At 59.3% G+C, this 25,004-nt stretch carries 20 protein-coding genes; 13 read left to right on the top strand and 7 right to left on the bottom strand.

All coding sequences use genetic code 11. The annotated features are described in order from the left end of the window. The first annotated feature begins 3 nt into the window (after positions 1 to 3). The gene (locus KB449_RS18025; RefSeq protein ID WP_282909689.1) at positions 4 to 2,247 is read left to right on the top strand and encodes an FAD-dependent oxidoreductase; all 2,244 of its coding nucleotides are present in this window, start codon (positions 4 to 6) and stop codon (positions 2,245 to 2,247) included. Positions 2,248 to 3,042: 795 nt separating this feature from the next. On the opposite strand, the gene KB449_RS18020 is transcribed toward KB449_RS18025, so the two are convergent. Beyond that, positions 3,043 to 3,795 carry an SDR family NAD(P)-dependent oxidoreductase gene (locus tag KB449_RS18020; RefSeq protein ID WP_282909688.1) on the bottom strand — a complete coding sequence of 251 codons (753 nt, stop codon included), beginning with the start codon at positions 3,793 to 3,795 and terminating at the stop codon, positions 3,043 to 3,045. A 16-nt stretch (positions 3,796 to 3,811) separates the two neighbouring features. Further along, entirely contained in the window at positions 3,812 to 4,246 is a 435-nt protein-coding gene (locus KB449_RS18015) for a MarR family transcriptional regulator (protein WP_282909687.1), read from the bottom strand. Positions 4,247 to 4,450: 204 nt separating this feature from the next. On the opposite strand from KB449_RS18015, the gene KB449_RS18010 reads away from it, so the two are divergent. The 6 genes from KB449_RS18010 (at position 4,451) to KB449_RS17985 (ending at position 10,759) form a co-directional block, all read left to right on the top strand. Next, positions 4,451 to 5,377, top strand: coding sequence for a reverse transcriptase domain-containing protein (locus KB449_RS18010; RefSeq protein ID WP_282909686.1), 927 nt, complete (start codon positions 4,451 to 4,453; stop codon positions 5,375 to 5,377). Between the two features lie 110 nt (positions 5,378 to 5,487). Continuing rightward, positions 5,488 to 6,582, top strand: a complete 1,095-nt coding sequence (locus KB449_RS18005) for a TetR family transcriptional regulator (protein WP_282909685.1) — start codon at positions 5,488 to 5,490, stop codon at positions 6,580 to 6,582. A 342-nt stretch (positions 6,583 to 6,924) separates the two neighbouring features. Continuing rightward, complete coding sequence (locus KB449_RS18000; protein WP_282909684.1) at positions 6,925 to 8,022, top strand: ABC transporter substrate-binding protein; 1,098 nt, start codon at positions 6,925 to 6,927, stop codon at positions 8,020 to 8,022. 4 nt (positions 8,023 to 8,026) lie between these two features. Further along, positions 8,027 to 8,806, top strand: coding sequence for an ABC transporter ATP-binding protein (locus KB449_RS17995; RefSeq protein ID WP_282909683.1), 780 nt, complete (start codon positions 8,027 to 8,029; stop codon positions 8,804 to 8,806). Beyond that, positions 8,787 to 9,650: an ABC transporter permease gene (locus KB449_RS17990; RefSeq protein WP_282909682.1), complete on the top strand. Its 864-nt coding sequence runs from the start codon at positions 8,787 to 8,789 to the stop codon at positions 9,648 to 9,650. The genes KB449_RS17995 and KB449_RS17990 overlap by 20 nt, the downstream gene beginning before the upstream one ends. A gap of 464 nt (positions 9,651 to 10,114) precedes the next feature. After that, positions 10,115 to 10,759: a polysaccharide deacetylase family protein gene (locus KB449_RS17985; RefSeq protein ID WP_282909681.1), complete on the top strand. Its 645-nt coding sequence runs from the start codon at positions 10,115 to 10,117 to the stop codon at positions 10,757 to 10,759. A gap of 118 nt (positions 10,760 to 10,877) precedes the next feature. Here KB449_RS17985 and KB449_RS17980 read toward each other — a convergent pair whose 3' ends face one another. The 4 genes from KB449_RS17980 to KB449_RS17965 all read right to left on the bottom strand — a co-directional run bounded on the left by KB449_RS17980 (position 10,878) and on the right by KB449_RS17965 (position 14,947). Next, positions 10,878 to 11,738: an SDR family oxidoreductase gene (locus tag KB449_RS17980; RefSeq protein ID WP_282909680.1), complete on the bottom strand. Its 861-nt coding sequence runs from the start codon at positions 11,736 to 11,738 to the stop codon at positions 10,878 to 10,880. Then, a complete protein-coding gene (uxuA, locus tag KB449_RS17975; protein ID WP_282909679.1) occupies positions 11,735 to 12,832 on the bottom strand; it encodes a mannonate dehydratase in 1,098 nt (365 codons plus the stop codon). The genes KB449_RS17980 and uxuA overlap by 4 nt, the downstream gene beginning before the upstream one ends. Further along, positions 12,829 to 13,527 carry a GntR family transcriptional regulator gene (locus tag KB449_RS17970; RefSeq protein WP_282909678.1) on the bottom strand — a complete coding sequence of 233 codons (699 nt, stop codon included), beginning with the start codon at positions 13,525 to 13,527 and terminating at the stop codon, positions 12,829 to 12,831. The genes uxuA and KB449_RS17970 overlap by 4 nt, the downstream gene beginning before the upstream one ends. A gap of 751 nt (positions 13,528 to 14,278) precedes the next feature. Next, positions 14,279 to 14,947 carry a PDDEXK family nuclease gene (locus tag KB449_RS17965; protein ID WP_282909677.1) on the bottom strand — a complete coding sequence of 223 codons (669 nt, stop codon included), beginning with the start codon at positions 14,945 to 14,947 and terminating at the stop codon, positions 14,279 to 14,281. A gap of 240 nt (positions 14,948 to 15,187) precedes the next feature. On the opposite strand from KB449_RS17965, the gene KB449_RS17960 reads away from it, so the two are divergent. Next, complete coding sequence (locus KB449_RS17960) at positions 15,188 to 16,645, top strand: amino acid permease (RefSeq protein ID WP_282909676.1); 1,458 nt, start codon at positions 15,188 to 15,190, stop codon at positions 16,643 to 16,645. On the opposite strand, the gene KB449_RS17955 is transcribed toward KB449_RS17960, so the two are convergent. Next, the gene (locus tag KB449_RS17955; RefSeq protein ID WP_282909675.1) at positions 16,541 to 17,167 is read right to left on the bottom strand and encodes a LysE family transporter; all 627 of its coding nucleotides are present in this window, start codon (positions 17,165 to 17,167) and stop codon (positions 16,541 to 16,543) included. The genes KB449_RS17960 and KB449_RS17955 overlap by 105 nt on opposite strands. Before the next feature lie 204 nt (positions 17,168 to 17,371). On the opposite strand from KB449_RS17955, the gene KB449_RS17950 reads away from it, so the two are divergent. The 5 genes from KB449_RS17950 to KB449_RS17930 all read left to right on the top strand — a co-directional run bounded on the left by KB449_RS17950 (position 17,372) and on the right by KB449_RS17930 (position 24,876). After that, complete coding sequence (locus tag KB449_RS17950; protein WP_282909674.1) at positions 17,372 to 19,006, top strand: response regulator; 1,635 nt, start codon at positions 17,372 to 17,374, stop codon at positions 19,004 to 19,006. Beyond that, entirely contained in the window at positions 18,999 to 20,798 is a 1,800-nt protein-coding gene (locus tag KB449_RS17945; protein ID WP_282909673.1) for a cache domain-containing sensor histidine kinase, read from the top strand. Before KB449_RS17950 ends, KB449_RS17945 begins: the two co-directional genes overlap by 8 nt. 582 nt (positions 20,799 to 21,380) lie before the next feature. Beyond that, positions 21,381 to 22,310: an ABC transporter permease gene (locus tag KB449_RS17940; protein WP_282909672.1), complete on the top strand. Its 930-nt coding sequence runs from the start codon at positions 21,381 to 21,383 to the stop codon at positions 22,308 to 22,310. A gap of 47 nt (positions 22,311 to 22,357) precedes the next feature. Next, a complete protein-coding gene (locus tag KB449_RS17935) occupies positions 22,358 to 23,242 on the top strand; it encodes a carbohydrate ABC transporter permease (RefSeq protein ID WP_282909671.1) in 885 nt (294 codons plus the stop codon). A 56-nt stretch (positions 23,243 to 23,298) separates the two neighbouring features. Then, the gene (locus tag KB449_RS17930; RefSeq protein ID WP_282909670.1) at positions 23,299 to 24,876 is read left to right on the top strand and encodes an extracellular solute-binding protein; all 1,578 of its coding nucleotides are present in this window, start codon (positions 23,299 to 23,301) and stop codon (positions 24,874 to 24,876) included. The last annotated feature ends 128 nt before the right edge of the window (positions 24,877 to 25,004 follow it).

The following is a 25,004-nucleotide window of genomic DNA, read 5'->3' as shown; positions in this document are numbered from 1 at the left end:
GAGATGCGCACGGAAACGATGATTAGCGATATTACGGTCGTAGGCGGGGGGTTGTCGGGCATCTGCGCCGCCATCGCCGCGGCGAGGCTCGGGCGCAAGGTCGCGCTCGTGCACAACCGGCCCGTGCTCGGCGGCAATTCGAGCAGCGAGGTGCGGGTGTGGGTGTGCGGCGCGACCGCGCACGGCACGAACCGGTACGCCCGGGAGACGGGCATCATGGGCGAGCTGTTCGTCGAGAACCTGTACCGCAATCCCGACGGCAACCCGTATCTGTGGGATCTGGTGCTGCTGGAAGCGGTGCGGGCGGAGGCGAATATAACGCTGCTGCTCAATACCGACGTGCACGAGGTAGAGGCAGACGGCGGCGAGGACGATCGGACGATCCGCTCGGTCACGGGCTGGATGATGGGCTCGGAGCGGCGTATACGATTCGAGAGTCCGGTTTTTCTCGACTGTACGGGGGACGGGCTGATCGGCTTCCTGGCGGGCGCGAGATATCGGATCGGGAGAGAGGCGCGAAGCGAGTATGGCGAGGCGTGGGCGCCCGATGTCGCGGACGATATCACGCTGGGCAGCACGCTGCTGTTCTATACGAAGGACGCGGGACAGCCCGTGCGCTTCGTGCCGCCGAGCTTCGCCAAGGACATCGCGCAGACGCCGATTCCGATTCGCAGGGTGATCAAGAGCGGCGATTCGGGCTGCCATTACTGGTGGATCGAATGGGGCGGCGAGCTGGATACGGTGCACGATAACGAGCGGATTCGCGACGAGCTATGGGCGGTCATCTACGGCATCTGGAATTATATCAAAAATTCCGGGCAGTTCGACGCCGACACGATGACGCTCGAATGGGTCGGATCGATGCCGGGCAAAAGGGAGTACAGACGCTTCGTCGGCGATTATGTGCTGAACCAAAACGACATTATGGCGCAAGAACCGTTCGACGACCGGATCGGCTTCGGCGGTTGGTCGATCGATTTGCATCCGCCGCAGGGCATGTACGCCGAAGAGAGCGGCTCCAAGCATATGCACGCGGACGGCGTCTACCATATTCCGTACCGCTCGCTGTATTCGGTCAACGTGCGCAACATGCTGTTCGCCGGTCGCAACGTCAGCGCCTCGCACGTCGCGTTCGGCACGACGCGGGTCATGGCGACCTGCGCCGTCATCGGCGAGGCGGCTGGGACCGCGGCGGCGCTGTGCGCGGAGAAGGGCGTGCCGCCGCGCGAGATTTACGCGTCGCATCTGGCGGAGCTGCAGCAGACGCTGCTGCGCCAAGACGCGGCGATCGTGGGCGTTGTCAGCGACGATCCGGACGATCTGGCGCTGCGAGCCGCCGCCAGCGCTTCGTCGTCGCGGACGCGAATCGAGGTCGAAGAGGCCGTGACCGTCTATCCGCTCATGCGAGATGCGGGCATCCTTTTTCCGGTGAATCCGGCTATGGCTGGGCTGGAGCTGCTCGTATCGGCGGACGCGGACACGGAGCTCACAGTCGAGCTATGGGATACGGGGCGGGCGGAGAATTACGTGCCGGCGGGGCTCATCGGGACGGCTCGCGCTGCAGTGCCGCAGGGCGGGCTGCAGTGGGCGGCGTTCGAGCTGCCGTGGACGCCGTCGCGGCCGCAGAACGCGTTCGTCGTCGTGCGGCGCAACGCGGCGGTCCGCTTGCATCAGGCCGCCGAGCCGTTCACGGGCGTGCTCGCGTTCGAGCGCGGCGCCACGCCGAACGCGGCGGCGACGCTCGAAGACCACGACGAGACGCAGCCCGTCGTCGCGTGGAGCATGAAAAAGCTCGTCCGCCGGCCGTTCTGCTTCCGCGTGCTCGGGGAGACGGCAGCTTATTCGCCCGCGCAGGCCGTCGGGGGCTACAAGCGGCCATACGGCGGCCCGAATCTGTGGGCGTCCGAGCCGCTGGACGGCGAAGCCTGGCTCACGCTCGAATGGGAGCAGCCGGTCGCCGTCCGCGAGGTGCGCCTCACTTGGAACGACGACGTAAACGAGGACCTGATCAACCTGCATCACCACCGCACGCCGTTCGAGGTGATCCCGGAACTGGCGGAGGCGTACCGCGTCGAAGCGCGTGTTGGCGGCGAATGGACGGTCGTCGCTGCCGTGACCGGCAACCGGCGCCGCGCAAGCCGCATCGAGCTGCCCGCGGCGCTAACGGCCGACGCCGTCCGCGTCGTTGTCGAGCGCACGAACGGCGCCGCCTGCGCGGAGCTGGTCGAGATTCGCGTTTACGCATAGTAAGGCAAACAAGCATCGATCCGAGTGCCGGGAAAAGCGGCGCCGGCGTCGATGCTTTTGGCGTGTCCGGATTACGTCTGCGGAATTGAAATAGATGTTAAAGAGCAGTTAATTTCGGCGTTTTTATGCAGTTAAGCGGAATAGTTGTCAAAAGGCATTTAATTCGAGCGTCAACGGGTCTTTTGCAGGTTTTAAGAGAAATTAACTGCCTTTTGGCAACTATCGAATCGCTGAGCGGCATCAGCGAAGAAATAACGTCCTTTTGACAACTGTTGTCCCCTACGGTGACCGTCGCTGTTCCGCCGAGCTGCTCTTAGTTACTCCTAGTCACTTCCTACAACAGGCGATCCTATCGAGAGTACCCCGCACCGCCGCATCGCCTTCCAAATAGAAGGCGATACGCCCGCGAGCGTGCCGCACCGCCGTATCGCCATCTCAACAGAAGGCGATACGCCTCCAAGTACTGCGAACCGCCGGATCGCCTTCCCAACAGAAGGCGATCCACCCCAGGCGCCCCGCACCGCCGCATCGCCATCCCATCAGAAGGCGACGCATGGAACCGGCAGCGCCAAAAACGCAAAAAGCCCTTCCCGGGCACGCGTCCGAGGTTGAGGCTGAAATCGCGGAGATCTCCGCCTCAATCTCGGACGATTGGATGTGCGTCAACTGGGAAAGGCGAAGGCACTGCTGTAAATCGCGATCGGGGACGGAACGGACCCCGACGACGCGGGCTTACTTGGCGTAATAGCCGCCATGGATCGGCAGCTCGACGCCGGTAATGTACGCGACGCGAGCTTACTTGGCGTAATAGCCGCCGTCGATCGGCAGCTCGACGCCCGTAATATACGACGACTCGTCCGACGCCAGGAACAGGACGCCTCGCGCGATGTCCTCGGGCTTGCCGAGACGCTGGAGCGGCGTCTGGGAGAGCGCCCATTGGGTCATGCGGTCGTCGTTGAAAAGGCCTGCTGTCATCGGCGTTTCGATGTAGCCCGGATGCACGGAGTTTGCCCGGATGCCAAACTGCGCGTAGTCGACGGCCGTTGCCTTGGTGAGCATGCGCACCGCGCCCTTGCTGGCGGTGTACGGGCCGGCGCCGCTGCCGCCGGTGAGGCCGGCGATCGACGAGATATTGACGATCGAGCCGCCGCCGGCTTCGATCATGTGCGGGATGACGTGCTTTTGTCCGTAGAAGACGCTCGATACGTTGATCGACATCGTTTTGTCCCAGCTTTCGGCCGTCATCTCAAGGAACGGCGTCGCGTTGGAGATGCCCGCGTTGTTGACCAGAATGTCGATTTTGCCGAATGCCTTGACGACCTCAGCCACGATACGGCTCCAGTCCTCCTCGGACGCGACGTTATGCTTGAAGCCGATTGCGGTGCCGCCGGACGCTTCGATTTCCTTGACGACCTCCTGAAGCTTCTCCTCCTGAAGGTCCGTGATCGCCACCTTCGCGCCTTCCTGCGCGAACAGCAGCGCATCCGCTTTTCCCATGCCGCCAGCAGCGCCTGTAATGATCGCGACCTTGTTTTCCAATCTTCCCATGATCGATAACCTCCCGTTATATTTTCGTTTGCAAATGCGCGGACATCTTGCGGTACGCCTCGATGAGCAAATCCGTCTCCGCGTCCGAGAATCCGTCCCACATCCCGTTCGTCAGTTCCTTGTACTTGTCCAGCATGCGTTTCTCGAACGCCCGGCCGTTATCGGTGATTCTTAGAAAAACTTGCCTGCGATCCTCCTCGGACACGACTCGTTCCGCATAGCCTTTGCTCACCAGCTTGCCGCTCAGATTCGTCACGGCGGGCAGCGACACGTCCAGCAGGCTCGCGAACTGCGACACGGTCATCCGGTCCGTCCTTGCCAGCGTCTGAAGCATGTAGTACTGGGGGGCCGTCATATGGCTCTCCAGCAGTTTGGCGTAGCTCGCGACGACCATCAGCATCTGATTCGCGAATAACGTAGACAGCGTGTCTTGCTTGTCCAGTCCGGCCACCTCGAATCTATTTATTTCAATGCTTTTAACGATTTGTTAATAAATAGTTAATATCTTTTAACTAATTTAAGTTTAGCTAAAAGCCGCTTTCACGTCAACCTTCGATAAATTGGGAAGCGCGCCAACGGGATAACGACACAATCACAAGAAACGCAACGACATATACAGTAGGATCAGGCCACATCTATTTAAAGGGGGGTTCGCGTGAAACGCGCCAGGTTTCAAATATCGCCCCGATTGATTCGAGAAGCGTTCAAGCAATCCCGGAAAACCAAAGTCGTCGGCGTGGACGGACAAACGATCCAGGATTATAAACGAAATTTAGCCCAGCGATTGCGCGAACAACGCGACCAATTGACCTCCGGCACGTATCGGCCGTCTGCGGTCCGCAAGGTGTATATTCCCAAGCGGAAGGGCGGAAAAAGGGCCATCGGCATTCCGACGGTCAAAGATTTTATCGTGCAGACGATGCTAAAAAACGAGCTGTATCCGCGCCTGGAAGGTCTTTTTCATCCGAATTCCTACGGACACAGGCAGAAGCGGCAGGCGCGCGAGGAAGCGATCCGCACCGCCGGCGTGCGGTGCCTCCGATACAATTGGGCGGTCGTGCTCGATATTCGAAGCTTCGGCGACAGCGTCGATCACCGCCTGCTCATGAATATGCTTAAACGGCACATTCGCAATCGATGGGTGTTGCTGTACACGGAGCGCACGATCAAATCGCCCGAACGGACGAGATCCGGCGCCTTGATTCAAAAGAAGAAGGGACTCGCGCAGGGCAACAAATTAAATTTTTTGCTTGGCAATTTTTATTTGCACGGCATTTTCGATACATGGATGCAAAAAAATCGTCCCCATGTGCCCTTTGAACGGTACACCGACGACATCCTCTGTCATTGCAAAAGCGAAGCGGAAGCCAAATCGCTGCTCAAGCAGATCCGCAGCCGGCTGAAGGCGCACGGCCTCGTCGCACATCCGGACAAAACGAAAATCGTTTATTGCAAGGACGGAACGCGCAAAGGCAGCTACCCCAACGTCAAGTTCGACTACTTAGGCACGTCCTTTCAATCCCGCAGCGTAAAATCCGCCTCCGGCAAAGCGACGGCCCGGTTTTCGCCCGCAAGAGGATAAAAAGGCGTTTTGTCGCGAAAAGCACGTTCTTGGGAGCGTGCTTTTCGTGTTTTATTATAAGCCGTGAGGTTGCCATTCATGGAAAAAAACAGTATCTTAGAATGTATCGAATGTTAGTGATCACTAACTATCAATCGGAGGCGGACTTTATTGCACATGATGAATTCGACAGCAGAGAAAAGCTAATGCAGGCCGCCATCGACCTGATGGCAGACAAAGGCTTTAAGGGCGTATCGACCAAGGAGATCGCGGCTGCCGCGGGCGTCAGCGAGATGACCTTATTCCGGCGCTTCGGCACGAAGCTGACGCTGCTCGAGCAGGCGGTGGAGCGTTACCATTACGCCGTGGAGATGACGATAGCGTTCGAGAATCAAATCGTCTGGAGCCTGGGCGAGGATCTGAAGTCAATCGGCCGGGTCTATCACGACATCATGGCGCGCAATCGCAAGCTGTACCTGATCGTGCTGAAGGACGATGCGCTCGCCGGGGTGCGGGAGAAGGCGCAGCGCCATCCGAAGAAGATGCTCGAGCTGCTGACGGACTACTTGAACGAGATGCGGGTGAGGGGCATGCTGGTCGAAACGGATACGCAAATGCAAGCGATGACGTTTATGTGGATGCATTTCGGCGCGTTCGTCTCCCGCTTGTACGGGGGCGGCCCGTCGTCCGAAGCGTCCATGGCGGACGTCATCGAATCGAGCGCGGCACTGTACGAGAAGGCATTGACGCCTCGCTATGACGAATGGGGGAGCGACAAAACGATGGACACGACGTTAAAGCACGAAGCGGAAAGCTCGGTCGGCAAAACGAAGGATGCGGGTTATCAGATCGGTATTCGCAGGACGTTGCCGGTTACGGTGGAGGCGGCATGGCGTTATTTGACCGGCGCGGACGGTCTGCGTGTCTGGCTTGGGGAAGCCGAGGACGTCGTCGTTCGCGAGGGGGAGAACTTTGCGACGCGGGAGGGGAACTCGGGAAGGTTCACGGTCGTCAAGCCTTTGTCCCATGTACGGCTGCAATGGATGAGAAGCGGCTGGGAAGCGCCGTCGTCGCTCCAGATCAGAGTGCTTGCGGCCAAGCAAGGCGCCACGATCAGCATTCATCAGGACAAGCTGTCCGGTCCGGCCGTCCGCGAGGAGATGAAGGCTTACTGGGAAGGTGTGCAGGAAGCGATTCGACTGCGCTTGGAAGGCGAGCTTGGCTAAGCGCTTATTCTAACGATATTCAAACGCCGTTCAAGGCATATGGCGATCATCGTCGATGATCTCTGCATGCGCTTGACCGGCGTTTTTTATGCCGCTTGCGTTCGATTCGCCAGGCGGCGGCGCATAGCGGTCGATCTTGCAGGCTTGGAAGGGGCGCGGGATAAGCCCGCCCGGCATATAATGCATTTCCTTCGCGTATCCGGGCTATGCGATGCTGCGCACGGAGCTTGCCCCTTAGGTCGCAGCGCCTGGAGAGGAGGGGATTGCCCGCCGTCCATACGATTCGCGCAAAATTGCGCGATTTCCCCGTCCCGTATTTCAAATCAAAAGGAGGCCAACCACATGTTCAAGCCGAAAAGACCCGTCATGCTGCTGCTCGCCGCGCTGCTGCTGACGTTCGCGTCGTCGTGCGGCGGCGCGAACGAAAAGTCTGCGAGCCCGAGCGCCAAGCCCACCGAGTCCGCATCCCCCTCGACGTCCGCCGCCGATCCGAGCCCGAGCCCGTCCGCCGCGCCGAAGGAGATCGTGACGATCAAATTTTCCGAAGTCATCCGCTCGATCTTTTACGCGCCGTACTATGCCGCAATCTCCCGAGGCTACTTCGAGGAAGAGGGCTTGAAGCTGGACATGAACACGGCGCAGGGCTCGGACAAGGGCGCGGCCGCGCTCATCGCGGGAACGGCGGACATCTCGCTCGTCGGACCGGAGACCGCCATCTATATTTACAACCAGCAGGGCGACAAGAAGCTTAAAATTTTTCACCAGCTGACGATGAAGGACGGCTCGTTCCTGCTGTCCCGAGACAAGACGGATGCCTTTGACTGGCACGCGCTCGCAGGCAAGAAAATCATCGGCTGGCGTCCCGGCAGCGCGCCCCAGATGGTGATGGCTTCGGCGCTCAAAGCCCAGGGCGCAGATGGGGCGAACGTCGTCACGAACATCGCCGCACCGGCGATGGCAGGCGCGTTCGCGAGCGGGCAGGGCGATTACATCCAGCTGTTCGAGCCGGTTGCCTCCACGCTCATCGCGGAAGGAAAAGCCTACTACGTCGCTTCGCTCGGCGAGACGTTCGGCGACTTCCCGGAGACGTCGTTCGTCGCGACTTCGGACTATATCGAGAAAAATCCGCAGGTCATTCAGGGCTTCGTGAACGCCGTCGCCAAGGCGACCGCCTGGCTTGCGAGCGCGTCGGACGACGAGATCGCGGCGGCGCTCTCGCCTTATTTCGAAGGGACGCCGAAGGAGAGGATCGTCGAATCGGTGCGCCGTTACCAGAAGCAAGACACTTGGCCGGCAACGCCGGTGCTGACGCCCGAAGCGTTCGACAAGCTGCAAAGCGTGCTGATCGACAACGGCGTGCTGAAGGCCGAGGATAAGATCGTCGATATGAACGCCATCGTCGACATGTCCTTCGTCCAGCGGATCGGGAAGGCGGAATGAACCGATGGCACAAATCGAGCTGCAGGGCGTCGGACTGAGCTATTTCACCCTGAAGCAGGAAACCGAGGCGCTGAGCGACATTCATGCGTCGATCGAACGCGGGGAATTCATCAGCGTCGTCGGACCGAGCGGCTGCGGGAAAAGCACCTTGCTCTCCCTCGTCTCGGGCATGCAGAAGCCGACGAGGGGCAAGGTGCTGATCGACGGGGCGGAGGTGCGAGGCGCCTCCCCCAAGGTGGGGTACATGCTTCAGCACGACCATCTGTTCGAGTGGCGGGACCTGCTGAGCAACCTGCTCGTCGGCGCGGAGATCCGGCGCATGGACTTGAAGAAGGCGAAGCGCAAGGCGCTCGAGCTGCTCGAGCGCTACGGTCTGGGCGGGTTCGCGGGGCACAACCCCGCCCAGCTGTCCGGCGGCATGCGGCAGCGGGTGGCGCTTATTCGGACGCTCGTGACCGAGCCGGACATTTTGCTGCTCGACGAGCCCTTTTCCGCACTCGACTACCAGACTCGGCTGACGCTGGCAGACGAGGTTTTTCATATCATCAAGGATCAAGGCAAGACGGCCGTGCTCGTGACGCACGACATTTCCGAGGCGATCGGCATGGCCGACCGCGTGATGGTCATGTCGAAGCGGCCGGGCACGATCGCCAGCGTCCACGACATTCACTTTGACGAGAGCGAAGGGCTGTCTCCATGGAAAAAGCGGGAAGCGGGCCGTTACCATTCGTATTTCAACGCGATATGGAAGGAGCTGGACAGTCATGTCGTCGAACAGGGTTAACGAAATGCCGGACGCGCAGGACCGTCAATCCGTCGCCTCCGCCGGTCCAGCTTCGCCGCAGTACAGGAAGTACTTGCGCGTGCAGCGGCGTTTGCGCATGGCCGTCTGGCTCGCCCGATTCGCGCTGCTCGCGGCGTTCCTCGGTATCTGGGAGCTGGCCGCGGATCGCAAGTGGGTCGACGCCATGCTGACGAGCCGTCCTTCGCAGCTGGTCGCTTCGTTCAGAAGTCTGGCGCACGAGGGCAGGCTATGGCATCACGCCTGGGTGACGACGTCGGAGACCGTCATCGGACTGGCGCTGTCGATGGCGCTCGGCTTGGCGATCGCGGTCGCGCTCTGGTGGTCCGCGTACGCGTCCAAGGTGCTCGAGCCGTACATGGTCGTGCTGAACGCGCTGCCCAAGGTAGCGCTCGGACCGATCTTCTATATCTGGCTCGGCGACCGCTATTCGGTGTACGGCATGGCGATCGCGATCTCGGTCATCGTCACGATCATGATGCTCGAGTCAGGCTTCAGGGAGATCGGCCAATCCAAGCTGAAGCTGATGGAGTCTTTCGGCGCGACCAGGCTGCAGACGCTGCGGATGGTGCTGCTGCCCGCGAGCGTCCCGAATCTCATCGCGACGCTCAAGGTCAACGTCGGACTTACGCTCGTCGGCGTCATCATGGGCGAATTTTTGTCGTCGAAAGCCGGGCTCGGCTACATGATCATCTACGGGGGACAGGTGTTCCAGATGGACATGGTCATGGTCGCCATCGCGATGCTCGCGGTGCTTTCCATGGCGTTGTACGGCGTCGTCGCGCTCGTCGGCAGGTACGCGCTACGGCGCCATCACTATGAGTAAACGGCATGCCGCTTCGCCGCCGTCGCAAGCGGCGGCGCGGCGGATGAAGGTGAAGCCGTGCATTCCCGCCCAGATGACGCCCAAAAGCGCTTATCGCCGCCCCGCAGCCATGCATTCCCGCCCAGATAACGCCCAAAAGCGCTTATCGCCGCCCCGCAGCCATGCATTCCCGCCGAGATGACGCCCAAAAGCGCTTATCGCCGCCCCGCAGCCATGCATTCCCGCCGAGATGACGCCCAAAAGCGCTTATCGCCGCCCCGCAGCCGTGCATTTCCGCCGAGATGACGCCCAAAAGCGCTTATCGCCGCCTCGCACAACGACTTAAGCAATCTTTAAAAAAGAGTGAAAAAATCGCGAAAATCGTATAAGCTAATTTTTGGAAGAATGAGTTGCTGAAGCAATTTTGAATTTCGTGGTGGAAAGTAGTCGGCCTTTCATTTCTTACATAAGGAGACGTTGACCGTATGAGCGAAGCCGAAGCCCAAACTCGCGCTATATCCGACATGATCTCGATTCACGGCACTTCCGCCAAGGCGGTCGCCATTACTTTCGACGACGGCCCGAATCCCGAATTTACGCCGCAAATGCTGGATATTTTCCGAGAGGAGGAAGGCCGGGCGACGTTCTATATGACCGGCGAGCAGATCGCGCGTTATCCCGATACGGCGAGGCTCGTTCAAGAGACCGGCCATGAGATCGGCAATCATACTTACACGCATCCCCATCTGACGGAGCTGGACGAAGAGGCCGTCAGAGCGGAGCTTGTCCGCACCGGCGACTTGATCCGCGAGACGGTCGGCGTACAGGCTGCCACGTTCCGCCCGCCTTATCTGGCAACGGATGCGCAGGTCGAACGCATCGCGCGCGAGCTCGGCTACGCCGTCATCGGCGGCGTGAACGGGGCGGCGCGGGACTGGGAAATGCCCGGGGCCGACCATATTCTCGAGGCATCGCTTGCCGTCGCGGAGCCGGGCAGCTTTCTTCTTTTCCATGACGGCTACGGCGATCGGTCCCAGACCGTTGAGGCGGTGCGCGCGCTTGTGCGGACGCTGAAAAAGGAAGGGTACGTCTTCGTGACGGCCAGCGAGCTGCTCGCCATGGAGTCCTGATTTTTGCCTCACGAAAAGAGCCCAGCTACCGATTCGGCGGCGGAGCGGACGATTCCGCTGCGCTTTCGGATCCTGCTGGGCTTTTTCGCTGCTTGGCGCTAAGACGACGTAGTAACGTTCACACGCCTGCGTACGCCATGAATCCGCCGTCCACCGGAATGAAGGCGCCGGTCACGAAGCCGGAAGCCGCATCGTCGACGAGCCAGAGCAGCGTGCCGAGCAGATCTTCGGGCTGGCCGAATCTGCGCATCGGCGTATGCGCGATGATTTTGCCGGAGCGCTCTGTTAGCGAGCCGTCCTCGTTTTTAAGCAGCGCGCGGTTTTGTTCGGTCAGGAAGAAGCCGGGCGCCAGCGCGTTGACGCGGATGCCCGATTCGGCCAGATGCACGGCGAGCCATTGCGTCCAGTTGTTGATGGCGGCCTTCGCCGCGCTGTAAGCGGGTACCTTGGTCATCGGCGAGGGGGCGCTCATCGAGGAGACGTTGACGATGACGCCGCTGCCTCGTTCGGCCATCGACCGGCTGAAAATTTGGGACGGGATCAGCGTCCCCATCAGATTCAGGTCGAGCACGCCTCGGAAGCCCGCGGCGCTCAGATCAAAAAAGGTGGTCACGCCTTCGCGCCCAAGATCCTCGAGGCGGAAAATTTCATTTGTCGTGTTGGCGCTCGGATGATTGCCGCCGGCGCCGTTGATCAGGATGTCGCAAGGACCCAGGTCCCGCGAGACGACGGCCTCGGCCGCGCGAACGCTGTCCGAATCCGTGGCGTCGCAGGCGACGGCGATCGCCGTCCCGCCGGCCGCGCGTATTTCGCCGGCGACTTGCTCGCCTTTTTCTAACGTCCGGTTAAGAACGGCCACCTTGGCGCCTTGCCGACCGAGCTCCTTCGCCATCACGCGGCACAGGACGCCCGAGCCGCCGGTGATGACGGTGACTTTGCCCGCAAGCGATTCGTGAATCGGGAGCAGACTCGCGCTCATACGGCAGCCTCCTTCGATTCGGCGACCGCGTCCGCCGCCGCACGCGCCGCCGCGTCCCACAGTCCCCACAAATACATGATGCCAAGCGCGCGATCGTAAAGTCCGTAGCCCGGACGGCATACCTCGCCCCACAGATGACGCCCGTGGTCGGGACGCGCATAGCCCGTGAAGCCCACGTCGTGGTACGCCTTGACGATGCCGGCGATATCGACCGTTCCATCCTGCGTACGGTGGGAGGTCTCGATGAAGTCGCCGTTCTCGTACACCCGTACATTACGAATATGCGCGAACGGGATGCGGTCCGCGAATTCATGGATCATCGACACGATGTCGTTGGCCGGATTGGCGCCGAGCGAGCCGCTGCACAGCGTGATGCCGTTATAAGGACTGTCGTGGAGCGCGAGGAATCGGCGGAAATTGGCCTGGCTCGTCATGATGCGCGGAAGACCGAAGATCGGCCACGGCGGATCGTCCGGGTGGATCGCCATCTTGATGCCGCAACGGGCAGCGACGGGGATGACCTCGTCCAGAAAGTAACGCACGTTTTCCCAGAGATCCTCCTGGGTGACGCCCTTATAAGCCTCGAATAATGCGGTCAAATGCGCGAGCCGCTCCGGCTCCCAGCCAGGCATCGTAAGCTCCGAGTTTTCGTTGATCTGGCGAACCAGCTCAAACGGGTCGATGTTGTCGATCCGGCTTTTTTCGTAGAACAGGGCGGTGGACCCGTCTTTCATTTCCTTGTGCAGCTCGGTCCGCAGCCAGTCGAACACGGGCATGAAGTTGTAGCAGACGACCTTGACGCCGACCTGGCCCAGCTTCTCCAGCGTACGCTTGTAGTTCTCGATGTAGGCGTCCCGGCTTGGAAGCCCCAGCTTGATATCCTCGTGGATGTTCACGCTTTCAACCACGTCAATGTTGAGTCCGGCAGCGTGCGCCTCATCCCGTAAAGCGACAATCTTCTCCATCGGCCACTCTTCGCCGGCGGGCATGTCGTGCAGCGACCACACGATGCCCTCGACCCCGGGGATCTGCCGGATTTGCTCGAGCGAGATCGTGTCGTTGCCCGTGCCGAACCAGCGGAACGTCATTCTCATGGCTTGCCGTCTCCTCCCGATACGAAATATTGCGGATACTTGTCCATCAGATGCGCCAGATCGCGAACGCCGAGCAGCAGATGCTCCTGCATGACGCGCTCGGCCCTGTCGGCATCGCCGTCCTTGACGGCCTTAAAAATAGTCTCGTGCTGCTCGTACAGATGCTGCCAGTGGCGGTCCGCCACGAGCCGCAGCATTCGGCTGCGGTTCAGATGGACGTTCATCTGTCCGATCGCGCGCCACGTATTGAGCTTCCCGCAGCCGTCGAACAAAATCCGGTGGTAGGCTTCGTCGAGCTCGAACAGCCTGCGGTCGTCTTCGCGCTCGATGCTCTTGAGCTGCAGGGCCAGATTGTCCTCGAGCGCGTGCAGGTGACCGTCGGGAAAATGAGCGCAAGCGAGCCTGACGACCGCCCGTTCGAGATGCTCGCGCATGAAGCGGGCTTCCTCGACCAGCGCGGGATCGATCAGCGAGACGAACGTTCCCCGCTGCGGCAGCACCTGTACGAGGCCTTCCTGGGCGAGCCGCACAAAGCTCTCGCGCACCGGCGTCCGGCTGACGCCCAGAACGAGCGATGATTCCTTCTCGGACAGGGCGGTGCCGGGGGGAAGCTCCAGATTTAAAATCTGTTCCTTCAGCTTCGCATACACCGTCTCCCGTGCCGAGGGCTCCTGTGCGCGTCCGTTCGTGTACATGGCGGCAAGACTCCTTCCAAGCTTTCACAAACATCCTACCATACTTGTATGGTAGTGTGGTAGATGTTTTTGTTAGCCGAAAATAAAACTGGCGGATTTACAGGAGCCTGCTCAAGCGAACTTGTGAAAAGCCTGCTCATACGTATTTTAGAAGCTCGCTTTGCCGAACTTATGAAAGCCTGCTCATGCGAATTTTAGAAGTCCGCTTTGCCGAACTTATGAAAGCCTGCTCATGCGAATTTTAGAAGTCCGGCTTTGCCGAACTTATGAAAGCCTGCTCATGCGTACTTTTAGGATTTCCGCTCATCCAAATTTATAAAAAGCCTGCTAATTTGCAGGCTTTAATTGGCTGATAAAGACGCTGCATTAAATACCTGCGGATATGCAGGCTTTTCGGCATGTCGGTCTAAGATGAGGCGTATCGAGTTAAAATAGATGCATAAACGCAGGAATTTAGCTGTGAACGGGATGATGTGACTGAAAAGCCTGCATATTTGCAGGCTTTCTCATATCCAAAAAAGCACTCAGTGGATTGCGCCGACTCATGGATACGCCATGATTCACTGCACCAACCAAACGCTCTCACCGAACGCCGTCCCGCATCAACCGCCCCCGCACAAACAGCCGCCCGCACAAACCCACCATCCGCACCACACCCGCCACCCGCGCCAAACAGCATCCCGCACCAACCGCCACCGCACGCACAGCCGCCAGCAACACTCCGTTACAGCACGACCCATCCTCATCTCACTTACAGCAGTCGCAATGCAGCCGGATTCAATTCATACCGCACGATATGTTTGCCTTGGGAACCCGACAGCGGCGTGAACAGACCCTTCTCGCACAGCGAACGCAGCGTCTTGACGGCGATGCGATGGCTGACCTTTAAATGCTCGGCTACGTCGATCGGACGCAGCGGCCTGGATAGACCGCATGCAAGGCGAATCGTCTCCCGCTCGGCGAGTCCGTCTAGACCGATGCGAGCGGCTTCGACTTGATAACGGCTGATCAACATGCGGAGCAAGGTTACACACAGATCCGGTCGGCCAATCACGTCGTCGTACGAGAAGCAGACGACCTGGTAACCCATGGCGCCGAGAAACGTTTCTCTATTCAGCTCATTGCAATACTTTTGCCGGTCCATGTCCCGGACGTGCGGGCCGAAGCCTTTGATTTCAATGACGAATTTGACGCTTAGAATAATCCATACAAAGTCGCAAAAATAGGATATGCCGCGCCAATCCATCACTTCGTACTCGGGATGCAACCCGTCGAAATTGCCGCGAAGCCGCCACCATACGTTTTTGCAAAATAGCTTCTCCGCCTCGCGGTGACCGCGCTCAAGCCGGCCTCGGCGTTCCCCGGTTCGTCGGGTCAAATGGGATTCAATAAATTCGGCATGCGCTTGTTCAAACGACATCGCTCATCAAAACCTCCCTTAAAATAAAAACGCCCCTTCATCATTCGTCATGGAATGAAGAGGGACGTGCTTCGTCTCGTTATGTAAAATTATAGCAGCCGTGCGCCGTTTGTCCATAAGCGAATCGAATTAACCGGACCGGACAGGACTGAACCGGACCGAACCGGCTTCATATTTCTATCCTCAACAGGGAAGTGTAAGCGGAACGAAACTGACAACTAGAACCGGGAGAGCGTGCCAATGCCAGCGAGCGATTCAAATCAGCAATCGGATAACAAGCTGAAATGGTGGCAGCTCAGCTTGCTTGGCGTCGCCTGCACGGTAGGCACCGGCTTCTTTTTGGCGTCCAGAATCGCGATCGAGGTCGGCGGACCGGCCATTCTGCTCGATTACCTGCTTGCAGCGCTCGGCGCGTATTTGGTGTTCGACAAGCTGGCGCGCATGACGGCAGAGACGCCGCTCGAGGGCTCGTTCCGATCCTATGCAAAAAAGGCGTTCGGGAGATGGGCGGGCTTCAGCAGCGGTTGGATGTATTGGTCGTCGGAGCTATTGATCATGGGCAGCCAGCTTACGGCATTGTCCCTGTTTTCGCAGTTTTGGTTTCCGCAAGTGCCGATGTGGTGTTTCGCCGCAGGATACGACGCGCTGGGACTGCTCATTATTTTTGGGGGGACGAAGGGCTTCGAGCGAATGGAAAACGCGTTCGCCGTCATGAAGCTCGCGGCCGTCGTCATGTTTCTGGTCATTGCGACGCTCGTCCTATCGGGCGTCCTGACGACGGACAAGCATGGACCGGCGATGCCGGGCAACTGGTTTCCCGTCGGGGCGATGGGCGTGTGGTCCGCGCTGATTTTCGCGTTTTACAGCTTTGGCGGTCTGGAGGTCGTGGGGCTCATGGCCGTGCGGCTCAAAAAGCCCGAGGAAGCGCCAAAGGCGGGCACGGTCATGCTGTTGATGCTGACCTTTCTTTACGTCGCTTCCCTCGCGTTCGTGCTCGTGCTCGAGCCCTGGAAGTCGTTTACCGGCGAGAAGAGTCCTTTTGTCATTGCATTGGCCGACTACCGGCTGCCGTTCGTTCCGCATCTGTTCAACGGCATCCTGATCGTAGCAGGTTTTTCCACGATGACCGCTTCCATGTTCGCCGTCACGTCGATGGTCGCCACGCTGGCCAAAGAGGGGGACGCGCCGCCCACGTTCGCGACGAAAGCGGATCGGGGAAGGAAGGGAAGGCTGCCCGCGCTCGGGCTCACCGCCGGAGGAATGACGGCATCGGTCGTGTTCGCGCTGCTCATGCCGAAGAGCGTCTACGAATACATCACGACAGCGGCGGGCCTCATGCTGTTATACAACTGGTTGTTCATTCTGGTAACGTCCGGCCGGCTGCTGAAGACAGGCGCATGGGGCAAAGCCAAGCAGTATGCGGGCATCGGATTAATCTCGCTTGCCGTTGCCGGCACTTGGCTCCACGGCGTGAGCCGCCCCGGATTCTGGATCAGCCTGGGCTTCGTCGCCGTCATCGGGGGCGTCACGCTGATCATGCAGCGGCAATGGAACAAACATAGAGCGGGAAAGAGCGCTCGCGGCCGAAAAAGGCTATCCGAACAAGGCATGGTACGCTTCGAGCCCGAAGTATATGCCGAAGCCGATCAGCGACAAGCCGGACGCGACAGATATGGCGGTAAGGAGCCCGGGCGTTAGCAGCTGGCGGAAGGAGCTTGCGAGCAGCGCCATGAACACGTCCCAAAGCATGATGCCGGCCAGCACGGCGGCGCTGTATAAAAACACCTCGCGGGCCTCGTACTTGGCGATCATATCGGCGAGAACCGAGCCGTAGATGCCGAGCCAGAACAGAATGGAGAGCGGATTAAACAAAGACATGAAGAATCCGGCCGCGAGCGATTTGACCGCGGCTTCTTTGTGCTCGCTCCGCCGCGTCGCCGATTTTCTTGCGTTTGCGATGCTTTCCACGCCCATGTAGGCGAGCACGAGAAAACCGAACAGCCACAGAAACGTTTGCATAAAAGGGATGCCGAGGAAGTGGATGATCCCGAAGTAAACGAGCAGCATAAAAATGCAATCCGCCATCGTGCCGCCCAGACCGATGAGCCAGGCATGCCAAAACCCGCTGCGGACGCCCCTGTCCATCTGCGCCGCGTTCATCGGCCCGATCGGCGCGGCCAGCGACAGCCCGAGCAGCATATGGCTAATAAAAACGTTCATCGTTTAACGCCTCCGGTTCGATAGACTGGTACGTCTTGTACAACCTATGACGCAGGCGGTCGCCCTAGCACGTCGCGGATAAATATCGCATTCCCCCTAAAAAGCTAAGATATGCTCATTGCGATTTGCGAGCCCCGAGGGTATGCTTTTCTGACGAATGTCCGCTTTTGACAATAACGGGTTCATGGGAAAGGGGAGACCCTCATGCTGGCTCTGATCGTGGACGACGAACTGGAAATTCGAGAAGGGCTTCAAACGCAAATTCCCTGGGCCGATTACGGGGTGGAGGAGACGGTGGTCGCGGACGACGGCGATACGGCGCTGGCGATCGCCAGAGCGCGCTTGCCAGACCTCGTCGTCACGGATATCCGGATGAACCGCATGTCGGGACTCGAGCTGCTCGAGCGTCTGTCCGCCGAGCGTCCCGCAGGCTGGAAGGGCATCGTCATCAGCGGCTACGACGATTTTGATATCGTGCGGACAGCCATGAAGCTAGGCGCGATGGACTATATATTAAAGCCGGTTAACACCGGCGAACTCGGCGAGATCGTCACCCGCATGATCGGCCAGCTGCGCAAGGAACGCCTCGAGCGCGAGCGCCAGAGCCGACTGCAGAGTCATCTGACCTCGGCCTTGCCCAAGATGCGGGACGAGGTCGTGCGGGAGCTGATCGAACTGCCGTACGACCCGTACCGGGAGACGCGAATTCTGCACAGGCTGCGGACGCTGGAGCTCGATTGGCTGCTCGGCGGCCATCTGGCGCTCCTGCTCGTCGAGGTGGACGACCTCAGGTCGATCGAGACGCGGGACGGCTCGCGGCTGGAAAAGGAGCTAATCCTGTTCGGCATCGGCAACATCGCCAAGCAAACGCTCGAGGAGGACATGCCGCATCTGTCCGTCCTCGCGCCCGACCAGCGGAACCGGTGGGCGATCGTACTGGAATGTCCGGAGGACGGCTGGCTCGAGACTTGCAAGGAGCTGGCCGGAATGCTGATCGGCCGCGTGAATCAGTACGTCAAGGTGAACGTGAGCGTCGCGATCAGTTCGGGCTGCGGCGATACGAAGCGATTGCATGCGCTGTATCAGGAAGCGGAGGATATTCTGATGCAGAAGGCGGTCTACGGCGGCAACCGCATGCTGACGAGTCTCGGCTGGGAAAACGAGGCGGAACGAGACGTACCCTCGATCGCGCAGACGGACGAAGTGCTGGACCTGGTTCGCTACGGCACCGACGAGGATATCCGCACAGCGATGGACCGCTTCGTCGAGATGGTGAAGTGCTGGGGCGCGGGCCATATTCGCGATACGCAGCAGCGGATTTTCGAATGGCTGCTCAGCCTGTTCAAAAAGGCGGCCACGCTCGGCTGGACCGACCGTTCCTGGGAGCGCAACCCGGTGATCGTCTGGGAACGGCTGGAGAAGTTCGATACGCTGGGGTCACTTAGGGAACAGTCCGAGCAGTTCCTGCTCGCCATGGCTCAAGATTTTCGCAGCCACGCGGCGCCGCCCAGCCAGATCATCCAGGAGGCGGACAAGTACATTCGCGCGCATTACGGGGAGAGCCTCACGCTGCCAAGCGTCGCTGCCGAGGTGCATGTGACCCCGGTATGGTTAAGCAAGCTGTTCAAAAAGGAAATGCACAAAACGTTCCTCGAGTATCTGACCGATATCCGTATGGAAAAGGCGAAAAAGATGCTGGCGGACGTGCAATATAAAATTTACGAGATCTCCGCGCAGGTCGGGTATAAGGATCCCGTACATTTCACCAAGGTGTTCAAAAGGCAGACCGGACTGACGCCGAAGGAATACCGCAGGCTGCAGGGCATCGCGGATGAGTAAGACGATCTCGCTGCGTCTGGCCTCGTCGCTTCGCAATCGGATGATATTGATCTTCTTCATGATCATTGTCGTCCCTTTTTTATGGTTTGCCTATTACGCGCACGTCAAGTCGATCGAGGGCATCTCCAACGCCAATCTGTCGATGACCAACAACTATTTGCTGCAGGTGCGCAAAAATTTTCAAAACTATCTGGGCGCGCTGAACGAGCAGGTCAACGATCTGATCGGCGACAAGCGCCTGCAGGATCTGCTCGAGCCGGCCAGCGGCGGCGCGGCCAGCGAGGAATCGTTTACGGTCGATCTGCTGACCTGGCTGTACCAGCGCACTTCGTCCGTCGACGCCTTCCGGGTCAGCGTGTATCCGATCGATCTGGGCCGGCATGCCGATTACCTTAGCACGATCGGCGAACCGAACGTCGGCGCGCAGGCATGGTTCCGGCAATCCGCCGCTCAGGTTAGCCCATCCTGGTACCTGAAGCTGCCGGAGAAGGGCAGATTGGAGCGTCCGCTCCTGTCCTATGTCAAACGCTTCTCGGGCTTGTACGACCAGACGCCGCGTGGCATCGTCGCCACGGACGTGTCCGAGGACCAATTCAAACGGTTCTTCTCGCCGAGCGGGCAGATGATCGAGCAGCGTCTGCTGCTGCTGAGGAACGACGACGGCGTCGTGCTGTACGATTCGTTCGAAAACGGCTGGACCGGCACGCCGTTCCCCTCGTCCGGCTTCGTGGAGCAGTTCCGCGCGGGCAGCGAAGGGGAGAAAACGATCGCGCTCGGCGGGAGCAAATACCTGGCGAGCTTCGTCCGGATGGACAACGAGCCCTGGGCGATCGTCAGTCTGACCCCGCTCAAGGATCTGACCGGCACGATCGACGAGATCAACCGGGCGACCGTCTATTTTCTGATCGGCTATCTGCTTTGCTGCGTAGGCGTCGTACTGTATATTACGGCGTCATTCACCCAGCCGATCGTGCGTCTGGTACGTTATATGCGCAAGCTGGAATCGGGCGATTACCAGCAGCAGATTCCGCCGTCTCGCAGACAAGACGAGGTCGGATGGCTATATCGCGGTTTCGGCAGTCTGATCCGCAAGATCGAAGGCTTGATCGTCGAAGCCTCGCGCGCGGAGCGCGACAAGAAAGAGCTGGAGTTTCAGGTGCTGAGCCATCAGATCAATCCGCACTTTTTGTACAATACGCTGGAGTCGATCCGCTGGAAGGCCGAGAAGCACGGCGCGGGCGAGGTGGCGCAGATGGTCGCGTCGCTCGGCAACCTGCTGCGGCTCAGCCTGAACCAGGGCAAGGAGATTACGACGCTCGGCAGGGAGCTGGAGCAGGTCAAAGCCTACGTCCAGATCGAGCAAGCCCGGATGGGACGGCCGATCCGGATCCTGTACGGCGTCGACGACGAGCTGAAGGAGCTGCCTTTCCTCAGGCTGCTGCTCCAGCCGCTGGTCGAGAACGCGATCCAGCACAGCATCCGCAACGATTTCGAGAGCGGGAAAATTCTGATCTCGGCGCGCCGGGAGGGCGGCGATATCGAGATCGATATTATCGACAACGGCGGCGGCATACCGCCTGAAGCACTGGCAAAGCTCGACATGGAGGAGCCGCCCGGCAGCCGCAGCTCGGAGAGCGCGAAGGGCGTCGGCCTGCGCAACGTCAACAACCGGCTCAAGCTGTACTTCGGCGAGGGCTACCGCCTGCACATCGAGACGGGGCCCGAGTTCGGCACAAAGATCGCGCTTCGGCACCCGATATTGGACAAAGAAGAGAAGAGCCGTCCCGAGTAGGGGCGGCTCTTGTCTTATCTTTCTATCTCGGATGGCGGCGAATCGTGGACAGGCAAGCGCGGCCTCGGGGTGCCGGGGTTGGTCGGATGTTTGGCGGGCCGTAAAACCTGCATTTGTACATGTATCTTCAGCCGATCCGCGACACCTGATGAAATACATGCAAATATGCAGGCATTTTCAAAGCACAAGCCGTAAATCGGGATCAGAGAGGAAAATAACTGCGTTTTGGCATCTATCCTGTCCAAAAGGGGCGACATCGGCAAAAAAAGATGTATATTTGCAGGCATTGCGGCGAGAGAACGAAACTGGTGAGGATCGGCAAGACGTCGAAGCGGCTGTCGGATAAGCCATCGATCGGCCAAGCTACCATTCGGCGTTTCGCGCGAATTCAGTTTCGGATGTCTGTTCAACCTGAAAGGACCGTAAAGGCTATCAGCGATTTTCCTGGCGGTTTTTGCGCAATCGGACGCTTCTGTCCGAACAGGACATTCACGGACCGCAAAGGATAAGATCCGCTCATGGAACCCCGAACAGCCCCCCTTTATCATGAAGGTATCACCTTAACAGAAAGGAACATCGCGCATGAAACGCCGAAACGGCCTGGTCCGGGACCTTGTGCAAAACCATCAGCTGCTCGTCATGTTCCTGCCCGTCGCGACGCTGCTGTTTTTGTTCTGCTACCTGCCGCTGTCCGGACTCATCATCCCCTTCAAAAACTTCGACTTCCAGAAGGGCATTTTCGGAAGCGACTGGATGCACCCGCTGTTCAACAACTTTGATTACCTGCTATCCTCCGACGCGGCCTTCCGCGCGGTGCGCAACACGATCTTGCTCAACGTGCTCTTTATCGCCGTCGGCCTGATCTTCGAAGTGGGCTTCGCGCTTATGCTCAACGAGCTTCGGAACAAGTACTTCAAACGCGTCACCCAGTCGCTGACGTTCCTCCCGTTCTTTATCTCCTGGATCGTCGTCGGCGTGTTCACCTACAACCTGCTGAATTACGAAACGGGCGCGGTCAACCGGTTCCTCGAGTGGATCGGCGCGGGACCCGTCGACTTCTACAGCGAGGCGGGCCTGTGGCCGCTCATCCTGACCATCGCGATCCGGTGGAAGGTGACGGGCTACGGCACGATCATCTACCTGGCTGCTCTCACCTCCATCGATAACTCGTATTATGAAGCCGCCTCGATCGACGGCGCTTCGCGATGGCAGCAGATCCGGTACATCAGCCTGCCGATGCTCAGACCCACCGTCGTCATTCTGACGCTGCTCGCGATCGGGCGGATCATGAACGCGGACTTCGGGATGTTTTACGCCATGGTCGGCGACGCCACGCTCCTGTTCCCGACGACCGACGTTATCGACACGCTCGTCTACCGCAGCCTTCGCCAATCCGGCGATATCGGCATGGCGTCCGCGGCCGGCTTCCTCCAGTCCGTCGTCGCCTTCGTGCTCGTGCTTTCCAGCAATTACGCCGCCCGCAGGATCGACAGAGACTCGGCGATTTTCTGATCCATCTCGTTCCCCAACTACGTTTCCCGGCAAGGAGGCTCCTACCGATGCTCACCAGAAGATTTTCGCTAAGTCAGACCGCGATCGGCGCGATCGTCCTGCTGTTCAGCCTGGCATGCCTGTTTCCCTTCATCATGGTCATCTCCGGCTCGCTCAGCACCGAGAACGACATCGTCAATTACGGCTACGCGCTTATCCCGCGCCATGTCACGCTGAGCTCCTACAAGATCCTGCTGCTCGGCTCGAGCCGGATCGTCGACGCTTACATCATCAGCATTCTCGTCACCGTTATCGGCACCGCGCTGTCCATCATCGTGAACGGTATGGGCGGATACGTCATGGCGAGGCGATCTTTCAAATACCGCAACGTGCTGTCCATCTACGTGATCATCACGATGCTGTTCAGCGGGGGGCTCGTGCCCTGGTACATCATTTGCGTCCGCTATCTCGATCTGAAGGACACGCTGTGGGCGATGATTCTGCCGCCGCTGGCGAACGCCTTCAACATGTTCCTCATCCGCAACTTCATGATGGCGATCCCGGAGGACCTGTACGAATCGGCGAAAATGGACGGCGCCAGCGAATACCGGATTTTTTTCCGCCTGATCGCCCCGCTGTCCGTGCCGGTGCTCGCCACCGTCGGCCTGTTCGTCGCACTGGGTTACTGGAACGACTGGTTTCTCGGCCTCATGTTCATCGACAAGCAGGAGCTTCAGCCGCTGCAGCTGCTGCTGCGGACGCTCGTCTCCAACGTCGAGTTCCTCAAGAGCTCCAGCAACGCCGCGGCCATGCAGCAGATCTCGGCGACGATCCCGTCCGAATCGATCAAGATGGCGCTCACCGTCATTACGATCGGGCCGATCATCTTCCTGTATCCGTTCGTCCAGCGTTACTTCGTCAAAGGCCTCATGGTAGGCGCAGTCAAAGGTTGACTATACCGGCTTCGTCCGTGATAGTATATATCTCACAATTAAGGGGAGAGGTTCACATGCGCAAGGGGAAATCGGCTACCGCGGTACTCGCCGGCGTCATGCTGCTCGGCGCGATGCTGTCGGCCTGCGGCGGCAACAACAACAACGGCACGGCAAGTCCGTCGGGTACGGCGACGGCAGGTTCAAGCGCCAGCGCCAGCGGAGCGGCAAGTCCAAGCTCTACGGCCAAGGCAGAGGATGAGGTCACCCTCAAGTTCTACTTCGGCGGCGACAAGAAGGCGGCGACCGACGAGGTTTGGTCCAAAGTCAGCGACTATGTCAAAGACAAGGGACTGAACGTCAAATTCGACATCAACTTTATCCCGTTCAACGACTTCAAGGACAAAATGCTCGTCATGGCGGCTTCCGGGGACAACTGGGACCTGAACTTCGACGGCGACTGGCTGTCCTACAACCAGATGGCGGCCAAAGGCTCCTACATGGCGCTGAACGACCTGCTGCCGCAATACGCGCCCAATTTGTACAAGAAATACGAGGAGCAAGGCACGCTATCCGCGGCGACGATCGACGGCAATATCGTCGGCCTGCCGTGGACGATGAAGATGAACCAGCGGCAGTTCGTCACCTGGCGCTCGGATCTGACCGAGAAGGCGGGCATCAACGTAGCCAAGGACTCGGTCAAGACGATCGAGGATACTGAAAACCTGCTGCGCGAGCTGCGCAAGGCCTATCCGAACATGAAGCTGAACCGCACCGGTCCGCTGACGCTGATCAAGATCCGCGAAGAGTGGATCGACCTGAACCAGCACGGACTTGGCTACTACCTGAGCGATCCGGCGATGAAGATCCAGCCGATCGAGCAGCAGCCGTTCTACAAGGAAGCCGCGGTTAAGGCACGCCAGTGGTACGACGAGAAGCTGATCAATCGCGACGCGATGATCGACAAGACGGATGGGGCTGCCGAATGGCGCAACGGCAAATCGGTGTTCACGCTCACCTCGCACGAATGGGTCAGTGCCGACCCGGGCTTCTCCGATCCGTCGTTCAAACTGGACTCGTCGCTCATTTATCCGGACAAGAAACAGGTCAACCGCACGCCGCTCGCCAACGTCGCCGCGATCAACCGCAACTCCAAGCATCCCGACCGCGTGCTGCGCTTCCTCGACATGATCGAGACGGACCGCACGCTGTACGATCTGGTTCAGTACGGCATCGAGGGCAAGACGTACAAGCTCGACGGCGATACGGCCGTGTATCCGGACGGCATGAGCACGACGACGAGCAATTACATGGAGTGGGGCGGCCAATGGGCGTTCTGGAAGCCGCAGTTCATGCGTCCGACGTCCACATATCCGAAGGACTTCTGGCTGCATGAGGCCGAGTTCGCCAGCGAGCCGATCAACGTCAATTCGCCGCTGGACGGGTTGTTCGTCTCCGAGGAGCCGATGAAAAACGAGCTGGCCAAGCGCGACCAAGCGATCGAGGAATTCAATAAGCCGATCGAATTCGGTACGGTGAAGGATCCGGAAAAAGCGGTCGACGACTACATTGAAAAGCAAAAGAAAAACGGCCTCGACAAGATTATCGCGGAAACGCAAAAGCAGGTCGACGCCTTCCTCGCAGCCAAGAAGTAATACTTTTTTGAACGGCGGGAGCCCGCCTCGAACTCATCATAGCTGTCGATGATTCGCGGGCAGGGCTCCCTTTATATTGTCCAAAACAGGCATTGGAGGGGTACAATGATGCGAGTATATACGAGAAG

The sequence above is a fragment of the Cohnella hashimotonis genome (assembly GCF_030014955.1).
In the GTDB taxonomy this organism is placed as follows: domain Bacteria; phylum Bacillota; class Bacilli; order Paenibacillales; family Paenibacillaceae; genus Cohnella; species Cohnella hashimotonis.
This window is presented reverse-complemented; position numbering and strand designations above follow the sequence as displayed.